Below are 16,792 nucleotides of genomic sequence, written 5' to 3'. Positions count from 1 at the left end.
ACGGGGTGTGCCGCTACTCCACCAGGCTCATGCCGGGGATCTGGCGCCAGTAACCGTTGCAGTCCCGCTCCTGCAGCAAGGGCAGGGGGGCCATCCCCTGTTCGTTGGCCTTGAAGCGCTCCAGCATCGTCAGGGTCTCCATGCCTTCGGGCGAGAGGCGCACTACATCCACCAGCCCCTCCATCCCCTTGAGCTCGTTACCCAGGTTGTAGCAGTAACCGGACTGGGTCTGGATGCCGTTGAGGTTGAACACCTTCTGCCCTTCGCGACTGCTGGCAAGTCGCCCGGTGGGGTAGTGGATGCAGGCCAGTTCGCAGTTGTCCTTGGGCCGGTCGAGGGAGCGGGCGGTGAAGCAGCGTGCCGAGTAGGCGAGCGGCAGATGACCATAGGCGAACACCTCCACCTCGAACTGCTGGCGCTCCCTGCCCAGATCCTGATTGAGCTGCATCAGCCAGTCGCGGGAGAGCTCCACCGGCATCACCCAGCGCTGCATCCCCTGTTTAAGCAGCATGCGCAGCACGTCGGCGTTGTAGGCGTTGATGGCGGGGCCGCAGACGAACGGCAGCCCGGCTTCACTGGCGAGCTGGACCGCCCCCAGATCGTTGGCCTCGATCATCAGCTCGCCGTTGTCGACCAGCCGCTTTACCTCCTTGAGCTCGGAGGGAGCTGAGATCAGCGCCAGCGTGGAGAGTACCGCCTGCTTGCCGGAGCCCGCCACCTGACGGGCGAGGGCAATCCAGTCATCCGCTTTCAGTTCGCGCCGCTTGCTGCAGACGGTTTCCCCCAGATAGATGATGTCGGCCTGGCTGGCGGCGGCCGCCTGATAGAAGGCCTGGGTGTCGGCCTTGGGCCAGTAGAAGAGCAGGGGGCCGAGAGAGAATTTCATGAGCAGTGCTCCTTATTGCCACTGGCGATGATAGGCACCGAGGGTGGTCTGGCTCCCCTCGGAGACGCGGGCGAGCTGGGCATCCCACTCGGCCTTGACCTGATAGGCCTCGGGGTTGGCCTGATAGGCGTCGATGGCGGCGCGCCAGACCCGGGTCACCTGCTCCACATAGGCGGGGCTGCGCTGGCGTCCCTCGATCTTGACCGACTGGATGCCGGTCTGGAACAGCTCGGGCAGAAGGCCGAGGGTGTTGAGGCTGGTGGGCTCCTCCAGCGCGTGATAGGTCTGGCCATCCACCTCGAAGCGCCCCTTGCACAGGGTCGGGTAGCCGGCATTTTCCCCCGGGCCGTAACGATCGATCAGCACCTCGTTGAGGCGGGATTCTAGGCCGCTCGGGGTCTCTTCCCAGCGCACGAACTTGGCCGGTGAACAGGCGCCGACGGTGTTGGGGCTCTCGCCGGTCATGTAGGAGGAGAGGTAGCAGCGCCCTTCCGCCATGATGCAGAGGCTGCCGAAGGCGAACACCTCGAGGCCGACGTCGGTCTCGCGGGCCAGCTGCCTGACCTGATGCATGGAGAGCACCCTCGGCAGCACCACCCGGCCGACGTTGAAGTGCTGCTGGTAGAAGCGGATGGCGGCGGCGTTGGTGGCGCTGGCCTGGACCGAGACATGCAGCTCCATGTCGGGATGGCGGCGGCTGGCATAATCGAGCACGGCGAGATCGGCGATGATCAGGGCATCGGCACCGAGCGCCACCCCTTTGTCCACGGCCTGCTTCCAGCGGGCGTCGGAGCCCGGGTGGGCAAAGGTATTGATGGCGATGTGCAGCTTGCGGCCATGCTGGTGGACATAGTCAACCGCTCTTTCCAGCTTGCTGTCGGTGAAGTTGAGCCCGGCGAAGTGGCGGGCATTGGTGTCATCCTTGAAGCCGATGTAGACCGCATCGGCCCCGTTATCCACGGCTGTCTTCAGTGCCGGCAGGCTGCCTGCCGGGCAGAGTAATTCCATCGGGTACGCTCCGAGAGGGCAAAAATGCAAAAGTGGCCCGATTGTATTCATGCTTGCCCTCCCGCTTTTTGACCTGAGGCAGCTTTAGGTGGCTTTACCCTTCTTGAGGTAAGTGGGCACAAGTTTGATTTTCAACAGGATCTTGCCGAAGGGGCTGTGCTTGAATGCGCAAAAAACTGGGAGTTTATCGTGTTTCAACATCTGCAACGTCGCCTGGTCGAACAGGCACCCCGTCTCTTGCGCCACCCCCTCAAGCTGGTGCCCTTCCCGCTGCAACAAAACCTGATGGAGGCCCTGCTGGGTAGGGTATTCCGGGAGGCCATCGAAGAGGGGGAATTTGCGTTTCTTGCGGGCAAGTGGCTGAAAGTGGAAGTCAGCGATCTGGGGTTATGCTGGTTTATCAGCGAGCAGGGGGGCAAATTGGTAGTGGCGAGGGAGTGTGAACACGCCGATGTCTGTTTCAGCGGCAATAGCCAGGATCTTGTTCTGATCGCCGGGCGCCGTGAAGACCCGGATTCCCTCTTCTTCCAGCGCCGACTGAAGATAGAGGGGGATACAGAGCTGGGCCTGGAGGTGAAAAATCTGATGGACAGCCTGGATCTGGACGGGCTGGGATTGATGAAATACCCCCTGATGGATCTGGCGACCTTTATCGAGCGGGCCCGCGAGACGCACGTGCCCACTGCCGCGACAATGGGCTGAGCCGTTTTCTTGCCCGAGTGCTGCGGAACAGGTGAACTTGAGCCGCAGTCCCCCACTGTCAGCGTGACCACGCAGGGTGGGGATGTATCATCTGCCTGTTTGTGCAGAAATGCCTGGTCGGAAGCGGTGCCAAAATAGCGATTGGTTATGTTACAATTGCGCGCCATTTTTGACTGAAGATTGACTGGGCATGTTGGATCAGATTCGTATCGTGTTGGTAAACACCTCTCACACCGGCAACATGGGATCCGCGGCGCGGGCCATGAAGACCATGGGGCTGACTCAACTGGTGCTGGTCGATCCCCAGGCCCAGCCGGATGAGGAGGCCGTCGCCCTGGCGGCGGGGGCCAGCGATATCCTGGCTCGCGCCCGAATCGTGCCGACCCTGGATGAAGCCATTGCCGACTGTGGTCTGGTCATCGGCACCAGTGCCCGTTCCCGCACCTTGAGCTGGCCCATGCTGGATCCCCGTGAAGCGGGCGAGAAGCTGGTTGCCGAGGGCATGGAGCACCCGGTCGCGCTGGTGTTTGGCCGTGAACGCACCGGCCTCACCAATGACGAACTGCAAAAATGCCACTTCCATGTGGCCATTCCCGCCAATCCAGAATACAGCTCCCTCAATCTGGCCATGGCAGTGCAGACCCTTTGTTACGAGGTGCGGATGCGCTGGCTGGAAGTACAGAACCAGGAGCATTCGGCCCCGGAGGATGAGCGGGTCGAGTACCCCAGCGCCCAGCAACTGGAAGGGTTTTATCAGCATCTGGAGCAGACGTTGCAAAAGACGGGATTCATTGCCGATGACCATCCAGGCCATGTGATGAGCAAACTGCGTCGTCTGTTCAATCGGGCCAGACCCGAAGCGGTGGAGTTGAACATCCTGCGGGGCATTCTCACCTCTGTCCAGAAGTCCAGGGCACAGGATTAATCCCGACTGATTTACTCAAGCATATACTTGACTGATTTAGTCGGGTATGTGACCATATGCCACATATTGATTGGTTCGCAAGACGGTAAGGCATATGAGACTGACCTCAAAAGGACGTTACGCGGTGACAGCCATGCTCGACGTGGCGTTGCATGCAGAGCAGGGGCCCGTGCCCCTGGCTGATATTTCAGAGCGCCAGGGCATCTCCTTGTCCTATCTGGAACAACTGTTTGCCCGTCTGCGCAAGCATGGTCTGGTGAGCAGCGTACGTGGCCCCGGTGGCGGCTATCGCCTCGGTCTGGCCCCTGGCGAGATCTCGGTCGGTCAGGTGATCACCGCGGTCGATGAATCGGTCGATGCGACCAAGTGCCTCGGCAAAGGGGGCTGCCACGGTGGTACCCAGTGCCTGACCCACTCCTTGTGGCGGGATCTGAGCGAACGCATCTCCAGTTTCCTGGGGGATATCACCCTGGCCGAGCTGGTTGGTCAGGCCGATGTGCGCCGTATCGCCGGCAAGCAAGATGAACAAATGAAGACCGTGTTGTCCCTGGTTGATCGGGCCGAACGCGGTGATGTGAGCTTGAAAGTCCAACTATAAACGTGCTTTCCACGACGAGTCGCTGTGTGACCCCGTCGTAACGGAGAAAAAGATGAAACTGCCTATTTACCTTGATTATTCGGCAACCTGTCCGGTGGACCCGCGTGTCGCAGAAAAAATGATGCAGTGCCTCACCATGGACGGCCTGTTCGGCAACCCAGCCTCCCGTTCCCACCGTTTCGGCTGGCAGGCCGAAGAGGCGGTGGATCTGGCCCGTAATCAAGTGGCAGAGCTGATCGGCGCGGACCCGCGCGAGATCGTCTTTACCTCCGGTGCGACCGAGTCCAACAACCTGGCCATCAAGGGCATTGCCCATTTCTACGCCGGCAAGGGCAAGCACATCGTCACCTCCAAGACCGAGCACAAAGCTGTGCTGGATACCTGCCGCCAACTGGAGCGTGAAGGCTATGAGGTGACCTACCTCGAGCCCATGCCCAACGGCCTGTTCACTCTTGAGCAGATCGAAGGCGCCCTGCGTGATGACACCATCCTGGTCAGCATCATGCACGCCAATAACGAGATCGGGGTGGTGCAAGACATCGCTGCCATCGGCGAGCTGTGCCGTTCCCGCAAGATCCTGCTGCACGTGGACGCCGTCCAGAGCGTGGGCAAGATCCCGGTCGACGTGGAAGCACTCAAGGTTGATCTGCTCTCCATGTCCGCCCACAAGGTATACGGCCCGAAAGGCATTGGCGCCCTGTATGTGCGCCGCAAGCCCCGTGTTCGTCTGGAAGCCCAGATGCACGGCGGTGGCCACGAGCGCGGCATGCGCTCCGGTACCCTGGCAACCCACCAGATCGTCGGCATGGGGGAAGCCTTCCGCATCGCCAAGGAAGAGATGGCGAGCGAGAGCCAGCACATCATGGCCCTGCGCCAGCGTCTGTGGGATGGCATCAAGAACATCGAAGAAGTCTATATCAACGGGGATCTGGATCAGCGTGTACCGGGTAACCTGAATGTCAGCTTCGCCTATGTGGAAGGGGAATCCCTCATCATGGCACTGAAGGATCTGGCGGTCTCTTCCGGTTCTGCCTGTACTTCGGCCAGCCTGGAACCTTCCTACGTGCTGCGCGCCCTGGGTCTGAACGACGAGCTGGCACACAGCTCCATCCGTTTCAGCATCGGTCGCTTCACCACCGAAGAAGAGATCGACTACGCAATCAAGCTCATCTGCGACTCCATCGGTCGTTTGCGCGAGATGTCCCCCCTGTGGGAGATGTTCAAGGATGGCGTCGATCTGAACACGGTCGAATGGGCACATCACTGATCCTTGCCTGCATGGCAAGGGTCTGGTGAACAACGGAATTAGCAGGAGTTAGATATGGCTTACAGTGAAAAAGTAATCGACCACTACGAGAATCCCCGCAACGTCGGTGGTTTTGACAAGAACGATCCCAGCGTCGCCACCGGCATGGTCGGTGCACCGGCCTGTGGTGACGTCATGAAGCTGCAACTGAAGATCAGCGATGATGGCATCATCGAAGATGCCAAGTTCAAGACCTACGGCTGTGGTTCCGCCATCGCCTCCAGCTCCCTGGTGACCGAGTGGGTCAAGGGCAAGACCCTGGACGAAGCGGCCGGTATCAAGAACACCGACATCGCCGAAGAGCTGGCGCTGCCGCCGGTGAAGATCCACTGCTCCATTCTGGCGGAGGATGCCATCAAGGCCGCCATCGCCGATTACAAGCAGAAGAAAGGTCTTTAAGGTCCGGAGAGCAGTATGGCCATAACCATGACAGATGCCGCAGCGGCGCGGGTTTCCTCCTTCATGATCAACCGGGGCAAGGGCATCGGCCTGCGCCTCGGCGTCAAGACGACCGGCTGTTCTGGCCTTGCCTATGTGCTCGAGTTCGTGGATGAGCTGGCTGCCGAGGATCAGGTGTTCGAGCAGAAAGGCGTCAAGATCATCGTGGATGCCAAGAGCCTGATCCACCTGGATGGCACCGAGCTGGACTTCGTGAAGGAAGGCCTCAACGAGGGCTTCCAGTTCAACAACCCGAATGCCAAGGGCGAATGTGGTTGTGGCGAAAGCTTCAGCGTGTAAGTGGTTCGATTGACCGATCGCCCATGTTTGCAACGCCTCGCAGCCCCAAGGGTGAGCCCTGTTGCGGCGAGTCTCTTGTGATCAACACCTTGCTCATCAACACAGTGGTGTGGACGCCAGTCCATGCCACTGCTTTCAAGTTCAAGACGAGTGTGGTTGCACTCCCAGCGCTATTGTCTGAGGACGAAGGATGAATCATTTCGAGCTGTTCGGGCTGGTTGAGGGCTTCGAGCTCGATACTCGCCAACTGGCTGACACCTATCGTCAGCTGCAGACCCAGTTCCATCCCGATCGTTTTGCGACTGCCCCCGAGCGGGAGCAGCTTGCTGCCGTGCAGCGTGCTGCCCAGATCAACGATGCGTTTACCACCCTCAAGGCCCCCTTGCGCCGAGCCGAGTACCTGCTCTCCTTGCGGGGCACCGATATTCGCGGCGAGCAGCAGACACTGCAAGATCCTGCCTTTCTGATGCAACAGCTGGAGTGGCGAGAGCGGCTGGCTGATCTCAAGGGCGACGCCGACCCTGAGGGGGCCATCAAGGATTTTCGCCAGGAGATCAGGCATGATCACCAGGCGTTGATGCAACGGCTGACCGACTCTCTCACCAGGGGTGAGGATCTGCAGGCGGCGGATTGCGTTCGCAAGCTCAAATTTGTCGACAAGCTCCTCGAGGAGCTGGAACGATTCGAAGACTCGCTGTTCGAGTCTTGACCCTCTAACGCAGGAATTGTGATTACCCATGGCATTACTGCAAATTGCCGAGCCAGGCCAGAGCGCCGCGCCTCACCAGCATAAACGTGCCGTCGGCATCGATCTTGGCACCACCAACTCCCTGGTCGCCGCCGTGCGCAGCGGCCAGGCCGACACCCTCTGTGACGAGCAGGGGCGTGATCTGCTGCCTTCCGTGGTCCATTACCAGGCCGATACCATCCGGATTGGCTTCGATGCCAAGCGTGAGGCGGCCCTCGATCCCCACAACACCATCGTCTCGGTCAAGCGGATGATGGGCAAGGCGCTGGCCGATATCGATACCCGTCAGCAGCCTTACGAGTTCGTGGCTACCGAGACGGGCATGCCCCAGTTGCAGACCCGCCAGGGGCTGGTCAACCCGGTGCAGGTCTCGGCCGAGATCCTGAAAAAACTGGCCGAGCGCGGTGCCGCGTCCCTCGGGGGAGACCTCGACGGCGTGGTCATCACGGTGCCCGCCTATTTTGACGATGCCCAGCGTCAGGGCACCAAGGACGCGGCCAGACTGGCCGGTCTGCATGTGCTGCGGTTGCTCAACGAACCCACGGCGGCGGCCATCGCCTATGGCCTCGACTCGGGTCAGGAAGGGGTGATCGCCGTCTATGACCTGGGTGGCGGAACCTTCGATATCTCCATCCTGCGCCTGCATCGCGGGGTGTTTGAGGTGATGGCCACCGGTGGCGACTCGGCACTCGGTGGTGACGATTTTGACCATCTGCTGGCGGACTGGCTCAAAGAGCAAGCCGGGTTGTCCGGTCAGCTCGATGCCCGTACCCAGCGCGAGTTGCTGGATGCGGCGGCCAGCATCAAGCACGGCCTCACCGATGCCGATGCCGTTTCCTGCACCTTTGCCGGCTGGCAGGGTACCGTCACCCGCAGCCAGTTTGACGAGCTGATCCAGCCCCTGGTCAAGCGCACCCTGCAGGCCTGTCGGCGCGCCCTGCGCGATGCGGGTCTCGAGCAGGAAGAGGTACTGGAAGTGGTGATGGTCGGTGGCTCGACCCGGGTGCCGCTGGTGCGCGAGCGGGTGGGCGAGTTCTTCGGCCGCACCCCCTTGACCAGCATTGACCCTGACAAGGTGGTGGCCATCGGTGCCGCCATCCAGGCCGACATCCTGGTGGGCAACAAGCCCGACGCCGAGATGCTGCTGCTGGACGTCATCCCGCTTTCCCTCGGTCTTGAGACCATGGGCGGCCTCGCCGAGAAGGTGATCCCGCGCAATACCACCATTCCGGTGGCCCGCGCCCAGGAGTTCACCACCTTCAAGGATGGCCAGACCGCAATGGCCATCCACGTGGTGCAGGGAGAGCGCGAGCTGGTGGCCGATTGCCGCTCCCTGGCCCGCTTCACCCTGACCGGCATTCCGCCCATGGCGGCGGGGGCGGCCCACATTCGCGTTACCTTCCAGGTGGATGCGGACGGTCTGCTGTCGGTCAGCGCCATGGAGAAATCCTCCGGCGTGCAGGCCGAGATCCAGGTCAAGCCCTCCTATGGACTGGGTGAGGATGACATCCTCAACATGCTGAGCGCCTCCATCGCCAATGCCCAGCAGGACATGGACGCCCGCATGCTGGCGGAGCAGCAGGTCGAGGCCGACCGGGTGGTCGAGAGCCTCAACGCCGCCCTGGCCGCCGATGGCGAGGCTTTATTGAGCCCCGCCGAGCGGGCCGAGCTGGATGCCGCCATCGCCCATCTGCTGACCATGCGCAGCACGGGCACCACCAACCAGATCAAAGAGGCCATCGAGGCGGCGGACGCTGCCAGTGGCGAATTTGCAGCCCGCCGGATGGATGCCTCCATCCGCAAGGTGCTGACCGGACAAAACGTCAACAAGGTGTGATATGCCAAAACTGATTATTCTGCCCCATCCCGAGCTCTGTCCGGACGGCGCGGCCCTCGAAGGTGCGACCGGTGAAACCATTCTGGATATCGCGCTGCGCAATGGCATCGAGATCGAGCACGCCTGCGAGAAGTCCTGTGCCTGCACCACCTGCCACTGCGTGGTGCGGGAAGGGTTCGACTCCCTCGAGCCGAGCGACGAGCTGGAAGACGACATGCTGGACAAGGCGTGGGGGCTGGAGCCGGAATCCCGTCTCAGCTGCCAGGCCAGACTGGCGGACGAGGATCTGGTGGTGGAACTGCCCAAGTACACCCTGAATCTGGCGTCTGAGCGCCACTGATGACCCCTTAATTACACATGAGTGAATTGCGCGTGCAGCATCTCATGGTGCAGTAATGATATGGTGAAGGCCGTGACCCTTGAGGGAGCGGCCTTTTTTGTGCCCGTGATTTCCCTATTCGTTGATGAAAGTGCCAATAAAAAGGAAGCAAGAGAACATGGCTGACATGATGAACGTAAGGTTGTCGTCCCAGGCTGCCGCCGCCCAGTGGGGCGAGGGTGCCCTGCTCAGTTTCAACGGGGACGAGGCCCATCTCCATCTGGCCGCTGGCCAGGAGAAGGAGGCGCTGCGCGCCATCCAGCGCGCTGCCAGACGCCTCGAGTCGAGCGGCATCAAGCGCATCAAGCTGGTGGGCGAGGGGTGGAATGGGGAGCGTCGTTACGCCTTTGCCCAGGGCTTCTATGCCGCCAAGGGGGTTCGCGAGCTCGATTTTGGTGAACAGAGCGCGCAGGAAGCGGCCGAACTCGCCGCCCTGCTCAAAGCGACCCACTGGGTGCGCGAGGTGACCAACGGCTGCCCGGAAGCCATCTACCCCATGAGCCTGGCGGAGTCCGCTCTGCTGCTCATTCGCAGCCTTGGCGGTGACAAGGTGACCGCCCGCATCACCGCTGGCGAAGCCTTGCGTGAATCGGGTCATATCGGGATCTGGTCGGTGGGCCGTGGCAGCGAGCGCGAGCCGGTGCTGCTGGAGCTCGACTACAACCCGACCGGGGATGCCAACGCCCCCGTGGTCGCGGCGCTGGTGGGCAAGGGGATCACTTTTGATTCCGGCGGCTACTCCATGAAGTCCTCCGACAACATGCTGCCGATGAAGTCCGACATGGGCGGCGCCGCCATGGTGACCGGCGCCCTGGCGCTGGCCATCAGCCGTGGCCTGAACAAGCGGGTCAAGCTCATCCTCTGCTGCGCCGAGAACCTGGTCTCCGGCCACGCCTTCAAGCTCGGCGACATCCTCACCTATCGCAACGGCATCTCGGTCGAGATCCAGAATACCGACGCGGAAGGTCGCCTGGTGCTGGCAGACGGCCTGCTGGCTGCGAGCGAAAGCGGGGCTGCCTACATCCTCGACGCCGCTACCCTGACCGGCGCCGCCAAGACAGCGCTGGGCCGCGACTACAATGCCGTGTTTGCCCTTGATGAGGCGGAGCAGGTGCGCGCGCTGGCTGCCGCCAACGCCGAAAACGAGAAAGCTTGGCCGCTGCCGCTCGAACCCTGGCACGCAGGCCAGCTCACCTCGGCCTTTGCCGAGCTGGGCAACGTGGCGTCCGCCGAAGGCACTGCCGGTGCCACCACCGCAGCGGCTTTCCTGTCGCGCTTTGTCCGTGACGAAGGCAGGGGCTGGGTACACCTGGATCTGGCCGCTTCCTATCAGAAGTCGGGCAATGATCTCTGGGCGACCGGGGCCAAGGGCCATGGTCTTCGCACGATTGCCCGCTGGCTGCAGGAGGTGTGCGCATGAACGTCTGGTTGAGCCGAGAGTTTGCACCGGCCGAGTGGGGGGAGGGGGCACTGCTCTCCCACCGTGCCGACGGCATGGTGATCCATCTGGTGAGCGCCACTCCCTTGCTGGATATCCAGCAGGCGGCGCGGCGCCTGTGCAGCCAGGGGATCCAGCAGGTGGTGCTGGCTGGCCACTGGGAGCGGGAGCAGCAGTGGGCCTTTGCCCAGGGGCTGCAGACGCCCAAGGCGGAAGTGGGGTTGCAGTGGGCCACTTCGTCCGAGGAGGACAGGGAGGAGCTGGAGGCGCGCTGGCTGTGCGGGCGCTGGGTGCGGGAGATGACCAACGCCACCCCGGAGCAGCTGGGGCCACTGGAGCTGGCGGTCGAAGCCGCCGCCTTCCTCACCGAGCTGGCACCGGACCGGATCAGCCATCGCATCCTCAAGGGAGAGGCGCTGCAACAGGCGGGCTGGGTCGGTCTCTATCAAGTGGGTCGTGGCAGTGACCGCGAGCCCGTGATGCTGGAGCTGGATTTCAATCCGGGCAAGGATCCCAAGGCGCCGGTAGCTGCCGCCCTGGTGGGCAAGGGGATCACCTTCGATTCCGGCGGCTACTCCATGAAGACCTCCCAGGGCATGCTGACCATGAAACACGACATGGGCGGTGCCGCCATCGTCACCGGCGCGCTGGCGCTGGCCATTCTGCGTGGCCTCGACAAGCGGGTGAAGCTCATCCTCTGCTGCGCCGAGAACCTGGTATCCGGCCATGCCTACAAGCTGGGTGACATCCTCACCTACAAGAACGGCACCACGGTGGAGGTGGTCAATACCGACGCCGAAGGGCGTCTGATCCTGGCCGACGGCTTGCAACTGGCCGGCGAGTCTGGTGCGCCGCTCATCATCGACGCCGCCACCCTCACCGGGGCGGCCGTGATGGCGATGGGAGGGCGTTACAACGCCCTGTTTGGACTGGACAAGGGGCTGGTGAGCCGCGCCATGGCCTATTCGGATGCGGAACAGGAGCCAGCATGGCCGCTGCCGCTGGAGCCCTGGCATCGCCAGCAGTGCCCGTCCCACTATGCCGACACCGCCAACAGCCGCCCCGTGCCGGGCGGCGGACCGGGGGGCGCCTCCAACGCGGCGGGCTTCCTCTCCCGCTTTGTCCCTGATGAGGGAAGAGGGTGGCTGCATGTCGATCTCGCCGCCTGCTTCAGCGAAAACGGCGATAGTCTGTGGGCGCCCGGGGCCAATACCCTGGGGATGCGCACCATCGCCCATACCCTGCTGGCGGAGACGCGCTGAGTCAGTGAACGGCATCACAAGGGCACCTCAGGGTGCCCTTTCCAGTGCTGCTTTGCTGAGCAATTGATACGGTTTTGAGGCATTAGCATGCCGATCGTGCGCAAGCGCACATTTTTTCTCTCTGCCCTGGCACAAGATGAGTCACCATGTTGTTTCAAGGATTCTTTTGTTTAACAAAAAGTTGATTTTTTGTGTGTTATTTCGTTTTTTGTTTACGTATAATCGCCGCCGAACATGGATTCCTACAATAAAACTCTGTAGTTAAGGAAAGAACTCAATGGCTATCGAACGTACCTTCTCCATCGTCAAGCCGGATGCGGTCAGCAAGAACCTGATTGGTGCCATTTACAGCCGCTTCGAAAGCGCCGGTCTGAAAGTGGTTGCCGCCAAGATGCTGCACCTGACCAGCGAACAGGCCGCCGGTTTCTACGCCGAGCACCAGGGCAAGCCGTTTTATGATGGTCTGGTCGGCTTCATGACCTCTGGCCCCGTCATGGTACAGGTGCTGGAAGGTGAAGACGCCATCCGCCGTCACCGTGAAATCATGGGCGCCACCAACCCGAAAGAGGCGCTGGCCGGCACCCTGCGCGCCTGCTACGCCGAGAGCATCGATCGCAACGCCGTCCACGGCTCCGATGCCCCGGCCTCTGCCGCCCGTGAAATCGCCTACTTCTTCTCCGACGACGAGATCTGCCCGCGCGGCTGATGTTGTCTGCTGGTGACCAAGGGAGCTTCGGCTCCCTTTTGTTTTTTGGTCATCCTGCCAATATCCACTTATTCTCCAGGTGGAAAGCCAGACCCATTATTTGTACAATGCCGCCCCCTGACGTAGGTCAGCCGATAATTTATGAAGTGTGTGAGCTGAGGCCCCTGATGAGCGAAACAAAAACCAACCTGCTGGATCTCGACCGGGATGCCATGCGTGCCTTCTTCGTCGAGTTGGGCGAGAAGCCGTTCCGGGCAGACCAGATAATGAAGTGGATCTATCACTTCGGTTGTGATGATTTCGATCAGATGAGCAACGTCAACAAGGCGCTGCGCGAGCGGCTCAAGGCCATTGCCGAGATCCGTGCTCCCGAGATCAGCCGTGAGCAGCGCTCCGCCGATGGCACCATCAAATGGGCGCTGCAGGTGGGCGATCAGGAGGTGGAGACCGTCTACATTCCGGAAGCGGACCGCGCGACCCTGTGCGTCTCCTCTCAGGTGGGCTGCGCCCTGGCGTGCACCTTCTGCTCCACCGCCCAGCAAGGGTTCAACCGCAACCTGAAAGTTTCCGAGATCATCGGCCAGGTGTGGCGTGCCGCCAAAGTGGTGGGCGGCAAGCGCCCCATCACCAACGTGGTGATGATGGGCATGGGTGAACCACTGCTCAACCTCGCCAACGTGGTACCGGCCATGAAGCTGATGATGGATGACTTCGGCTTCAGCATCTCCAAGCGCCGCGTCACTCTCTCCACCTCCGGTGTGGTGCCGGCGCTGGACATGCTGGGGGACCAGATCGACGTTGCCCTGGCCATCTCCCTGCATGCGCCGAACGATGCGCTTCGCTCCGAGATCATGCCGATCAACGACAAGTACAACATCGAGTCCTTCCTTGCCGGTGTACGCCGCTATCTGGCCAAGTCCAACGCCAACGGCGGCCGGGTGACCGTGGAGTATGTGCTGCTCGACCACATCAACGACGACATGCAGCATGCCCATGAGCTGGCCAAGGTCCTCAAGGAAACCCCTTGCAAAATCAACCTGATCCCGTTCAACCCCTTCCCGGGCAACCCGTTTGGCAAGCCGAGCAACAGCCGTATCGACCGTTTCTCCAAGGTGCTGATGGAATACGGCCTGACCGTCATCGTGCGCAAGACCCGTGGTGACGACATCGACGCCGCCTGTGGGCAGCTGGTGGGGGAGGTGATCGACCGCACCAAGCGCACCATGAAAAATCGGATGCAACAGGATGGGATTTCCGTCAAAATGGTTTAACTCCTAAGCCATTGTATAGACAGGAAATGGATATCCGTACATTGATCGTAGTGGCAGCGCTCTGTGCGCTGCCAGGTTGTGTCACAGAGACCACTTACGCTGGCCAGAATTCGACCCAGCGTGAAGTGGGTCCTGACCTCAAGGCCGCCGCCCAGACTCGTCTCGATCTGGGTATCCAGTATCTGCGCCAGGGCAATGCCGAGCAGGCCAAATTCAACCTCGACCGCGCCCTTCAGTACGATCCCAACAATCCTCAGGTCTACATCGGTTTTGCCTATTTCTACCAGCAGGTGTCGGATTTCAAGGCCGCCGAGGCGAGCTACAAGAAAGCACTGGCCATGGATCCGTCCAATGCTGACGCGATGAACAACTATGGCGCCTTCCTCTGCAACCGTGGCCGCTTCGACGAAGCGGAAAAGGCGTTCTTGCAGGCCGTCAGCCAGCCCGATTACGTGAAGATCGCCGATACCTACGAGAATGCGGCGCTCTGCTCGATGCAAAATCACAGAAATGACAAGGCCGGCGAGTATTATCGTCTGGCCTTGGGGTATAATCCCCGCAATCCTAGGTTATTGCTGGACATGGCCGAGCTTTCCATGAAAGATGGCAAGCTTCCTGATGTCCAGTCTTACCTCGCGCGCTTTGCCGACGTGGCAGAGGAGAACGAGGAGAGCCTCTGGCTCCGGCTGCGGCTGGCCCAGGCCATGGACAAACCGGCATTACTTCACCAATTCGGGACTGAGCTGGTAAGGCAATATCCCACTTCGCAACAAGCCAAGCGTTACTTAGCCAATGACTACTGAACAGCCACACGATTTCCAAGACGACTCCCAGGCAGCGGGCCCAGGCCAGCTGCTGCGCAACGCCCGTGAACAGCTCGGCTGGACCCGGGAACAGGTTGCGTCCCGCATTCACCTTCGTCTGACCCTGATCGCCGCCATCGAAGCGGATACCTATGACAAGCACACGTCCCATACCTTCATTCGTGGCTATCTGCGAGCCTATGCCAAGCTCGTGGGCATCCCCGAGGAGACCATCCTCGCCGCCTACGAGAAGCTGGGACTGACTCCCCCCGACAACATCGACATGCAGAGCTTCTCCCGTCGCTCCCGCCAGCAGGCCAATGACAGCCGGCTCAAGGTGGTGACCTGGCTTGTGATCCTGGTGCTGATCGGGCTCTCCGTCGCCTGGTGGTGGCAGAGCACGGCGCGCCGCTCTGCCGGTGACGACGCCCTGGCGGCGACCGAGATGAGCGCGACCGTCAATACGCCGGAAGCGAATGTTGCCCCCGCCGTGGAGGTCGCCGAGCCCGTGCTGCCCGCAGCGTCCGATGCCGTGTCCACCCAGGTTGTGGTGAGCGGTGCCACCGCGACCCTGCCTGTGGTCACTACGGATGCCAGCGCTGCCGTCCCGACGGACGTTTCCGGTGCGGTCTCGACTGCCGAGAGCACGACCACCGAGCCCGCCAAGGCGCCCCAGCTCAAGATGAGCTTCACCGCCGATTGCTGGCTGGACGTCAAGGATGCCAACGGCAAGACCCTGTTCAGCGGTCTGAAGAAGGCGAACGACGAACTGGTACTGGAAGGACCCGAGCCACTCAGATTCATCATTGGCGCGCCCATGGCGGTCAATCTCGAATATCAGGGCAAGTCCTTCGACATGAGCCGTTACAACAACGGCCGGACTGCCCGCTTCTCACTGCCGCAGGAGTAATCAGTCCGCCATGTCTGTTCACGAAAAGCCCGCACACGAATCACCCATCGTTCGTCGCAAATCCAGACAGATCATGGTCGGCAACGTGCCGGTTGGGGGCGATGCCCCCATCACGGTACAGACCATGACCAACACCAAGACCACGGACGTGGCCGCTACCGTCGAGCAGATCCAGCGGATCGAGCGGGTCGGCGCCGACATCGTCCGGGTCTCCGTCCCCACCATGGAGGCGGCGGAAGCGTTCAAGCTCATCAAGCAGCAGACCCGCATCCCCATCGTGGCCGACATCCACTTCGACTACCGCATCGCCCTCAAAGTGGCCGAATACGGGGCCGACTGCCTGCGCATCAACCCGGGCAACATCGGCAACGAAGAGCGGGTGCGTGCGGTGGTGGATTGTGCCCGTCACTACAACATCCCCATCCGCATCGGCGTCAACGGCGGTTCCCTTGAGCGTGATCTCCAGGAGAAATACGGCGAGCCGACCCCGGAGGCGCTGCTGGAGTCCGCCATGCGCCACGTGGATTACCTGGATCGCCTCGACTTCCAGAACTTCAAGGTGAGTGTCAAGGCGTCCGATGTCTTCCTGGCGGTCGGAGCCTATCGCCTGCTGGCCAAGCAGATCGATCAACCCCTGCATCTGGGCATCACGGAAGCGGGCGGTTTTCGCGCCGGCGCGGTCAAGTCCGCCATCGGCCTTGGCATGTTGCTGAGCGAAGGGATTGGCGACACCCTGCGCATCTCCCTGGCCGCCGATCCGGTGGAAGAGGTGAAGGTGGGCTTCGACATCCTCAAATCCCTGCGCATCCGTTCCCGCGGCATCAACTTCATCGCCTGTCCCTCCTGCTCCCGTCAGGAGTTCGACGTCATCGGCACAGTCAACGCCCTGGAAGAGCGGCTCGAAGACATCATCACCCCGATGGATGTCTCCATCATCGGCTGTGTGGTGAACGGTCCGGGGGAGGCGCTGGTCTCCGATCTCGGCCTTGCGGGCGCCGCCAACAAGAGTGCCTTCTACGAGGGGGGCCAGCGGGTCGACCGGCTCGACAACAAGGATTTGATCCCGACTCTGGAGCGTCGCATCCGTGCCCGGGCTGCCATGCTGGATCCGGCCAACCAGATCCAGGTGGACAAAGGTTGAACCATGACGGGGCCACCTGGGGTGGCCCCGGCTTTAGGTTGTTGATTTTACATCCCGCATCCGGGCACCCGATTTTACCTCGGGGTCGAAAATCCCTATAATGCGGCCAAATTTTACCTCTTTTTCTCGAGTAT

Annotated in this window: 18 protein-coding genes; 16 read left to right on the top strand and 2 right to left on the bottom strand. The window is 61.5% G+C overall.

Going from position 1 to position 16,792, the window contains the following annotated elements:
- Nucleotides 1-13: 13 nt before the first annotated feature.
- Both HKD46_RS09745 and HKD46_RS09740 read right to left on the bottom strand, forming a co-directional pair.
- Nucleotides 14-886: a U32 family peptidase gene (locus tag HKD46_RS09745; RefSeq protein WP_161470313.1), complete on the bottom strand. Its 873-nt coding sequence runs from the start codon at nt 884-886 to the stop codon at nt 14-16.
- 12 nt (nt 887-898) lie between these two features.
- Nucleotides 899-1,894, bottom strand: a complete 996-nt coding sequence (locus HKD46_RS09740; protein WP_010675064.1) for a peptidase U32 family protein — start codon at nt 1,892-1,894, stop codon at nt 899-901.
- A gap of 189 nt (nt 1,895-2,083) precedes the next feature.
- On the opposite strand from HKD46_RS09740, the gene HKD46_RS09735 reads away from it, so the two are divergent.
- From HKD46_RS09735 to ispG, 16 genes are all read left to right on the top strand, one after another.
- Nucleotides 2,084-2,596, top strand: coding sequence for an SCP2 domain-containing protein (locus HKD46_RS09735; protein WP_041213385.1), 513 nt, complete (start codon nt 2,084-2,086; stop codon nt 2,594-2,596).
- Nucleotides 2,597-2,786: 190 nt separating this feature from the next.
- Nucleotides 2,787-3,521, top strand: coding sequence for a tRNA (cytosine(32)/uridine(32)-2'-O)-methyltransferase TrmJ (gene trmJ / locus HKD46_RS09730; RefSeq protein WP_041215017.1), 735 nt, complete (start codon nt 2,787-2,789; stop codon nt 3,519-3,521).
- 94 nt (nt 3,522-3,615) lie between these two features.
- Complete coding sequence (gene iscR / locus HKD46_RS09725) at nt 3,616-4,119, top strand: Fe-S cluster assembly transcriptional regulator IscR (protein WP_025327241.1); 504 nt, start codon at nt 3,616-3,618, stop codon at nt 4,117-4,119.
- Nucleotides 4,120-4,171: 52 nt separating this feature from the next.
- Nucleotides 4,172-5,386, top strand: coding sequence for an IscS subfamily cysteine desulfurase (locus tag HKD46_RS09720; protein WP_010675060.1), 1,215 nt, complete (start codon nt 4,172-4,174; stop codon nt 5,384-5,386).
- A 54-nt stretch (nt 5,387-5,440) separates the two neighbouring features.
- A complete protein-coding gene (iscU, locus tag HKD46_RS09715; protein ID WP_010675059.1) occupies nt 5,441-5,824 on the top strand; it encodes a Fe-S cluster assembly scaffold IscU in 384 nt (127 codons plus the stop codon).
- A 15-nt stretch (nt 5,825-5,839) separates the two neighbouring features.
- Complete coding sequence (gene iscA / locus HKD46_RS09710; protein WP_010675058.1) at nt 5,840-6,163, top strand: iron-sulfur cluster assembly protein IscA; 324 nt, start codon at nt 5,840-5,842, stop codon at nt 6,161-6,163.
- A gap of 190 nt (nt 6,164-6,353) precedes the next feature.
- Nucleotides 6,354-6,872: a co-chaperone HscB gene (gene hscB / locus HKD46_RS09705; RefSeq protein ID WP_128342277.1), complete on the top strand. Its 519-nt coding sequence runs from the start codon at nt 6,354-6,356 to the stop codon at nt 6,870-6,872.
- A 28-nt stretch (nt 6,873-6,900) separates the two neighbouring features.
- Entirely contained in the window at nt 6,901-8,748 is a 1,848-nt protein-coding gene (hscA, locus tag HKD46_RS09700; protein ID WP_128342275.1) for a Fe-S protein assembly chaperone HscA, read from the top strand.
- Nucleotide 8,749: 1 nt separating this feature from the next.
- Nucleotides 8,750-9,088 (top strand): ISC system 2Fe-2S type ferredoxin, encoded by a 339-nt coding sequence (gene fdx, locus HKD46_RS09695; protein ID WP_005299781.1) that lies wholly within the window; start codon nt 8,750-8,752, stop codon nt 9,086-9,088.
- A gap of 157 nt (nt 9,089-9,245) precedes the next feature.
- Nucleotides 9,246-10,547 (top strand): aminopeptidase PepB, encoded by a 1,302-nt coding sequence (gene pepB, locus HKD46_RS09690; RefSeq protein ID WP_171865351.1) that lies wholly within the window; start codon nt 9,246-9,248, stop codon nt 10,545-10,547.
- On the top strand, nt 10,544-11,827 hold the full coding sequence (gene pepB, locus HKD46_RS09685; RefSeq protein WP_171865350.1) for an aminopeptidase PepB: 1,284 nt from the start codon (nt 10,544-10,546) through the stop codon (nt 11,825-11,827). Before pepB (HKD46_RS09690) ends, pepB (HKD46_RS09685) begins: the two co-directional genes overlap by 4 nt.
- Before the next feature lie 277 nt (nt 11,828-12,104).
- Nucleotides 12,105-12,533, top strand: a complete 429-nt coding sequence (gene ndk, locus HKD46_RS09680; RefSeq protein WP_010675053.1) for a nucleoside-diphosphate kinase — start codon at nt 12,105-12,107, stop codon at nt 12,531-12,533.
- Nucleotides 12,534-12,700: 167 nt separating this feature from the next.
- Nucleotides 12,701-13,804, top strand: coding sequence for a bifunctional tRNA (adenosine(37)-C2)-methyltransferase TrmG/ribosomal RNA large subunit methyltransferase RlmN (locus tag HKD46_RS09675; RefSeq protein WP_039038724.1), 1,104 nt, complete (start codon nt 12,701-12,703; stop codon nt 13,802-13,804).
- 11 nt (nt 13,805-13,815) lie between these two features.
- Complete coding sequence (tapF, locus tag HKD46_RS09670) at nt 13,816-14,607, top strand: PilW family type IVa pilus biogenesis/stability lipoprotein TapF (protein ID WP_080768047.1); 792 nt, start codon at nt 13,816-13,818, stop codon at nt 14,605-14,607.
- The gene (locus HKD46_RS09665; protein ID WP_171865349.1) at nt 14,597-15,517 is read left to right on the top strand and encodes a RodZ domain-containing protein; all 921 of its coding nucleotides are present in this window, start codon (nt 14,597-14,599) and stop codon (nt 15,515-15,517) included. The genes tapF and HKD46_RS09665 overlap by 11 nt, the downstream gene beginning before the upstream one ends.
- A 10-nt stretch (nt 15,518-15,527) precedes the next feature.
- Entirely contained in the window at nt 15,528-16,658 is a 1,131-nt protein-coding gene (ispG, locus tag HKD46_RS09660; RefSeq protein ID WP_010675049.1) for a flavodoxin-dependent (E)-4-hydroxy-3-methylbut-2-enyl-diphosphate synthase, read from the top strand.
- Nucleotides 16,659-16,792: the final 134 nt, after the last annotated feature.

Source organism: Aeromonas sp. TW 6 (assembly GCF_013168745.1).
Classification (GTDB): domain Bacteria; phylum Pseudomonadota; class Gammaproteobacteria; order Enterobacterales; family Aeromonadaceae; genus Aeromonas; species Aeromonas caviae.
The sequence above is the reverse complement of the archived record's forward strand: the minus strand, read 5'-3'. Positions and strand labels throughout refer to the sequence as shown.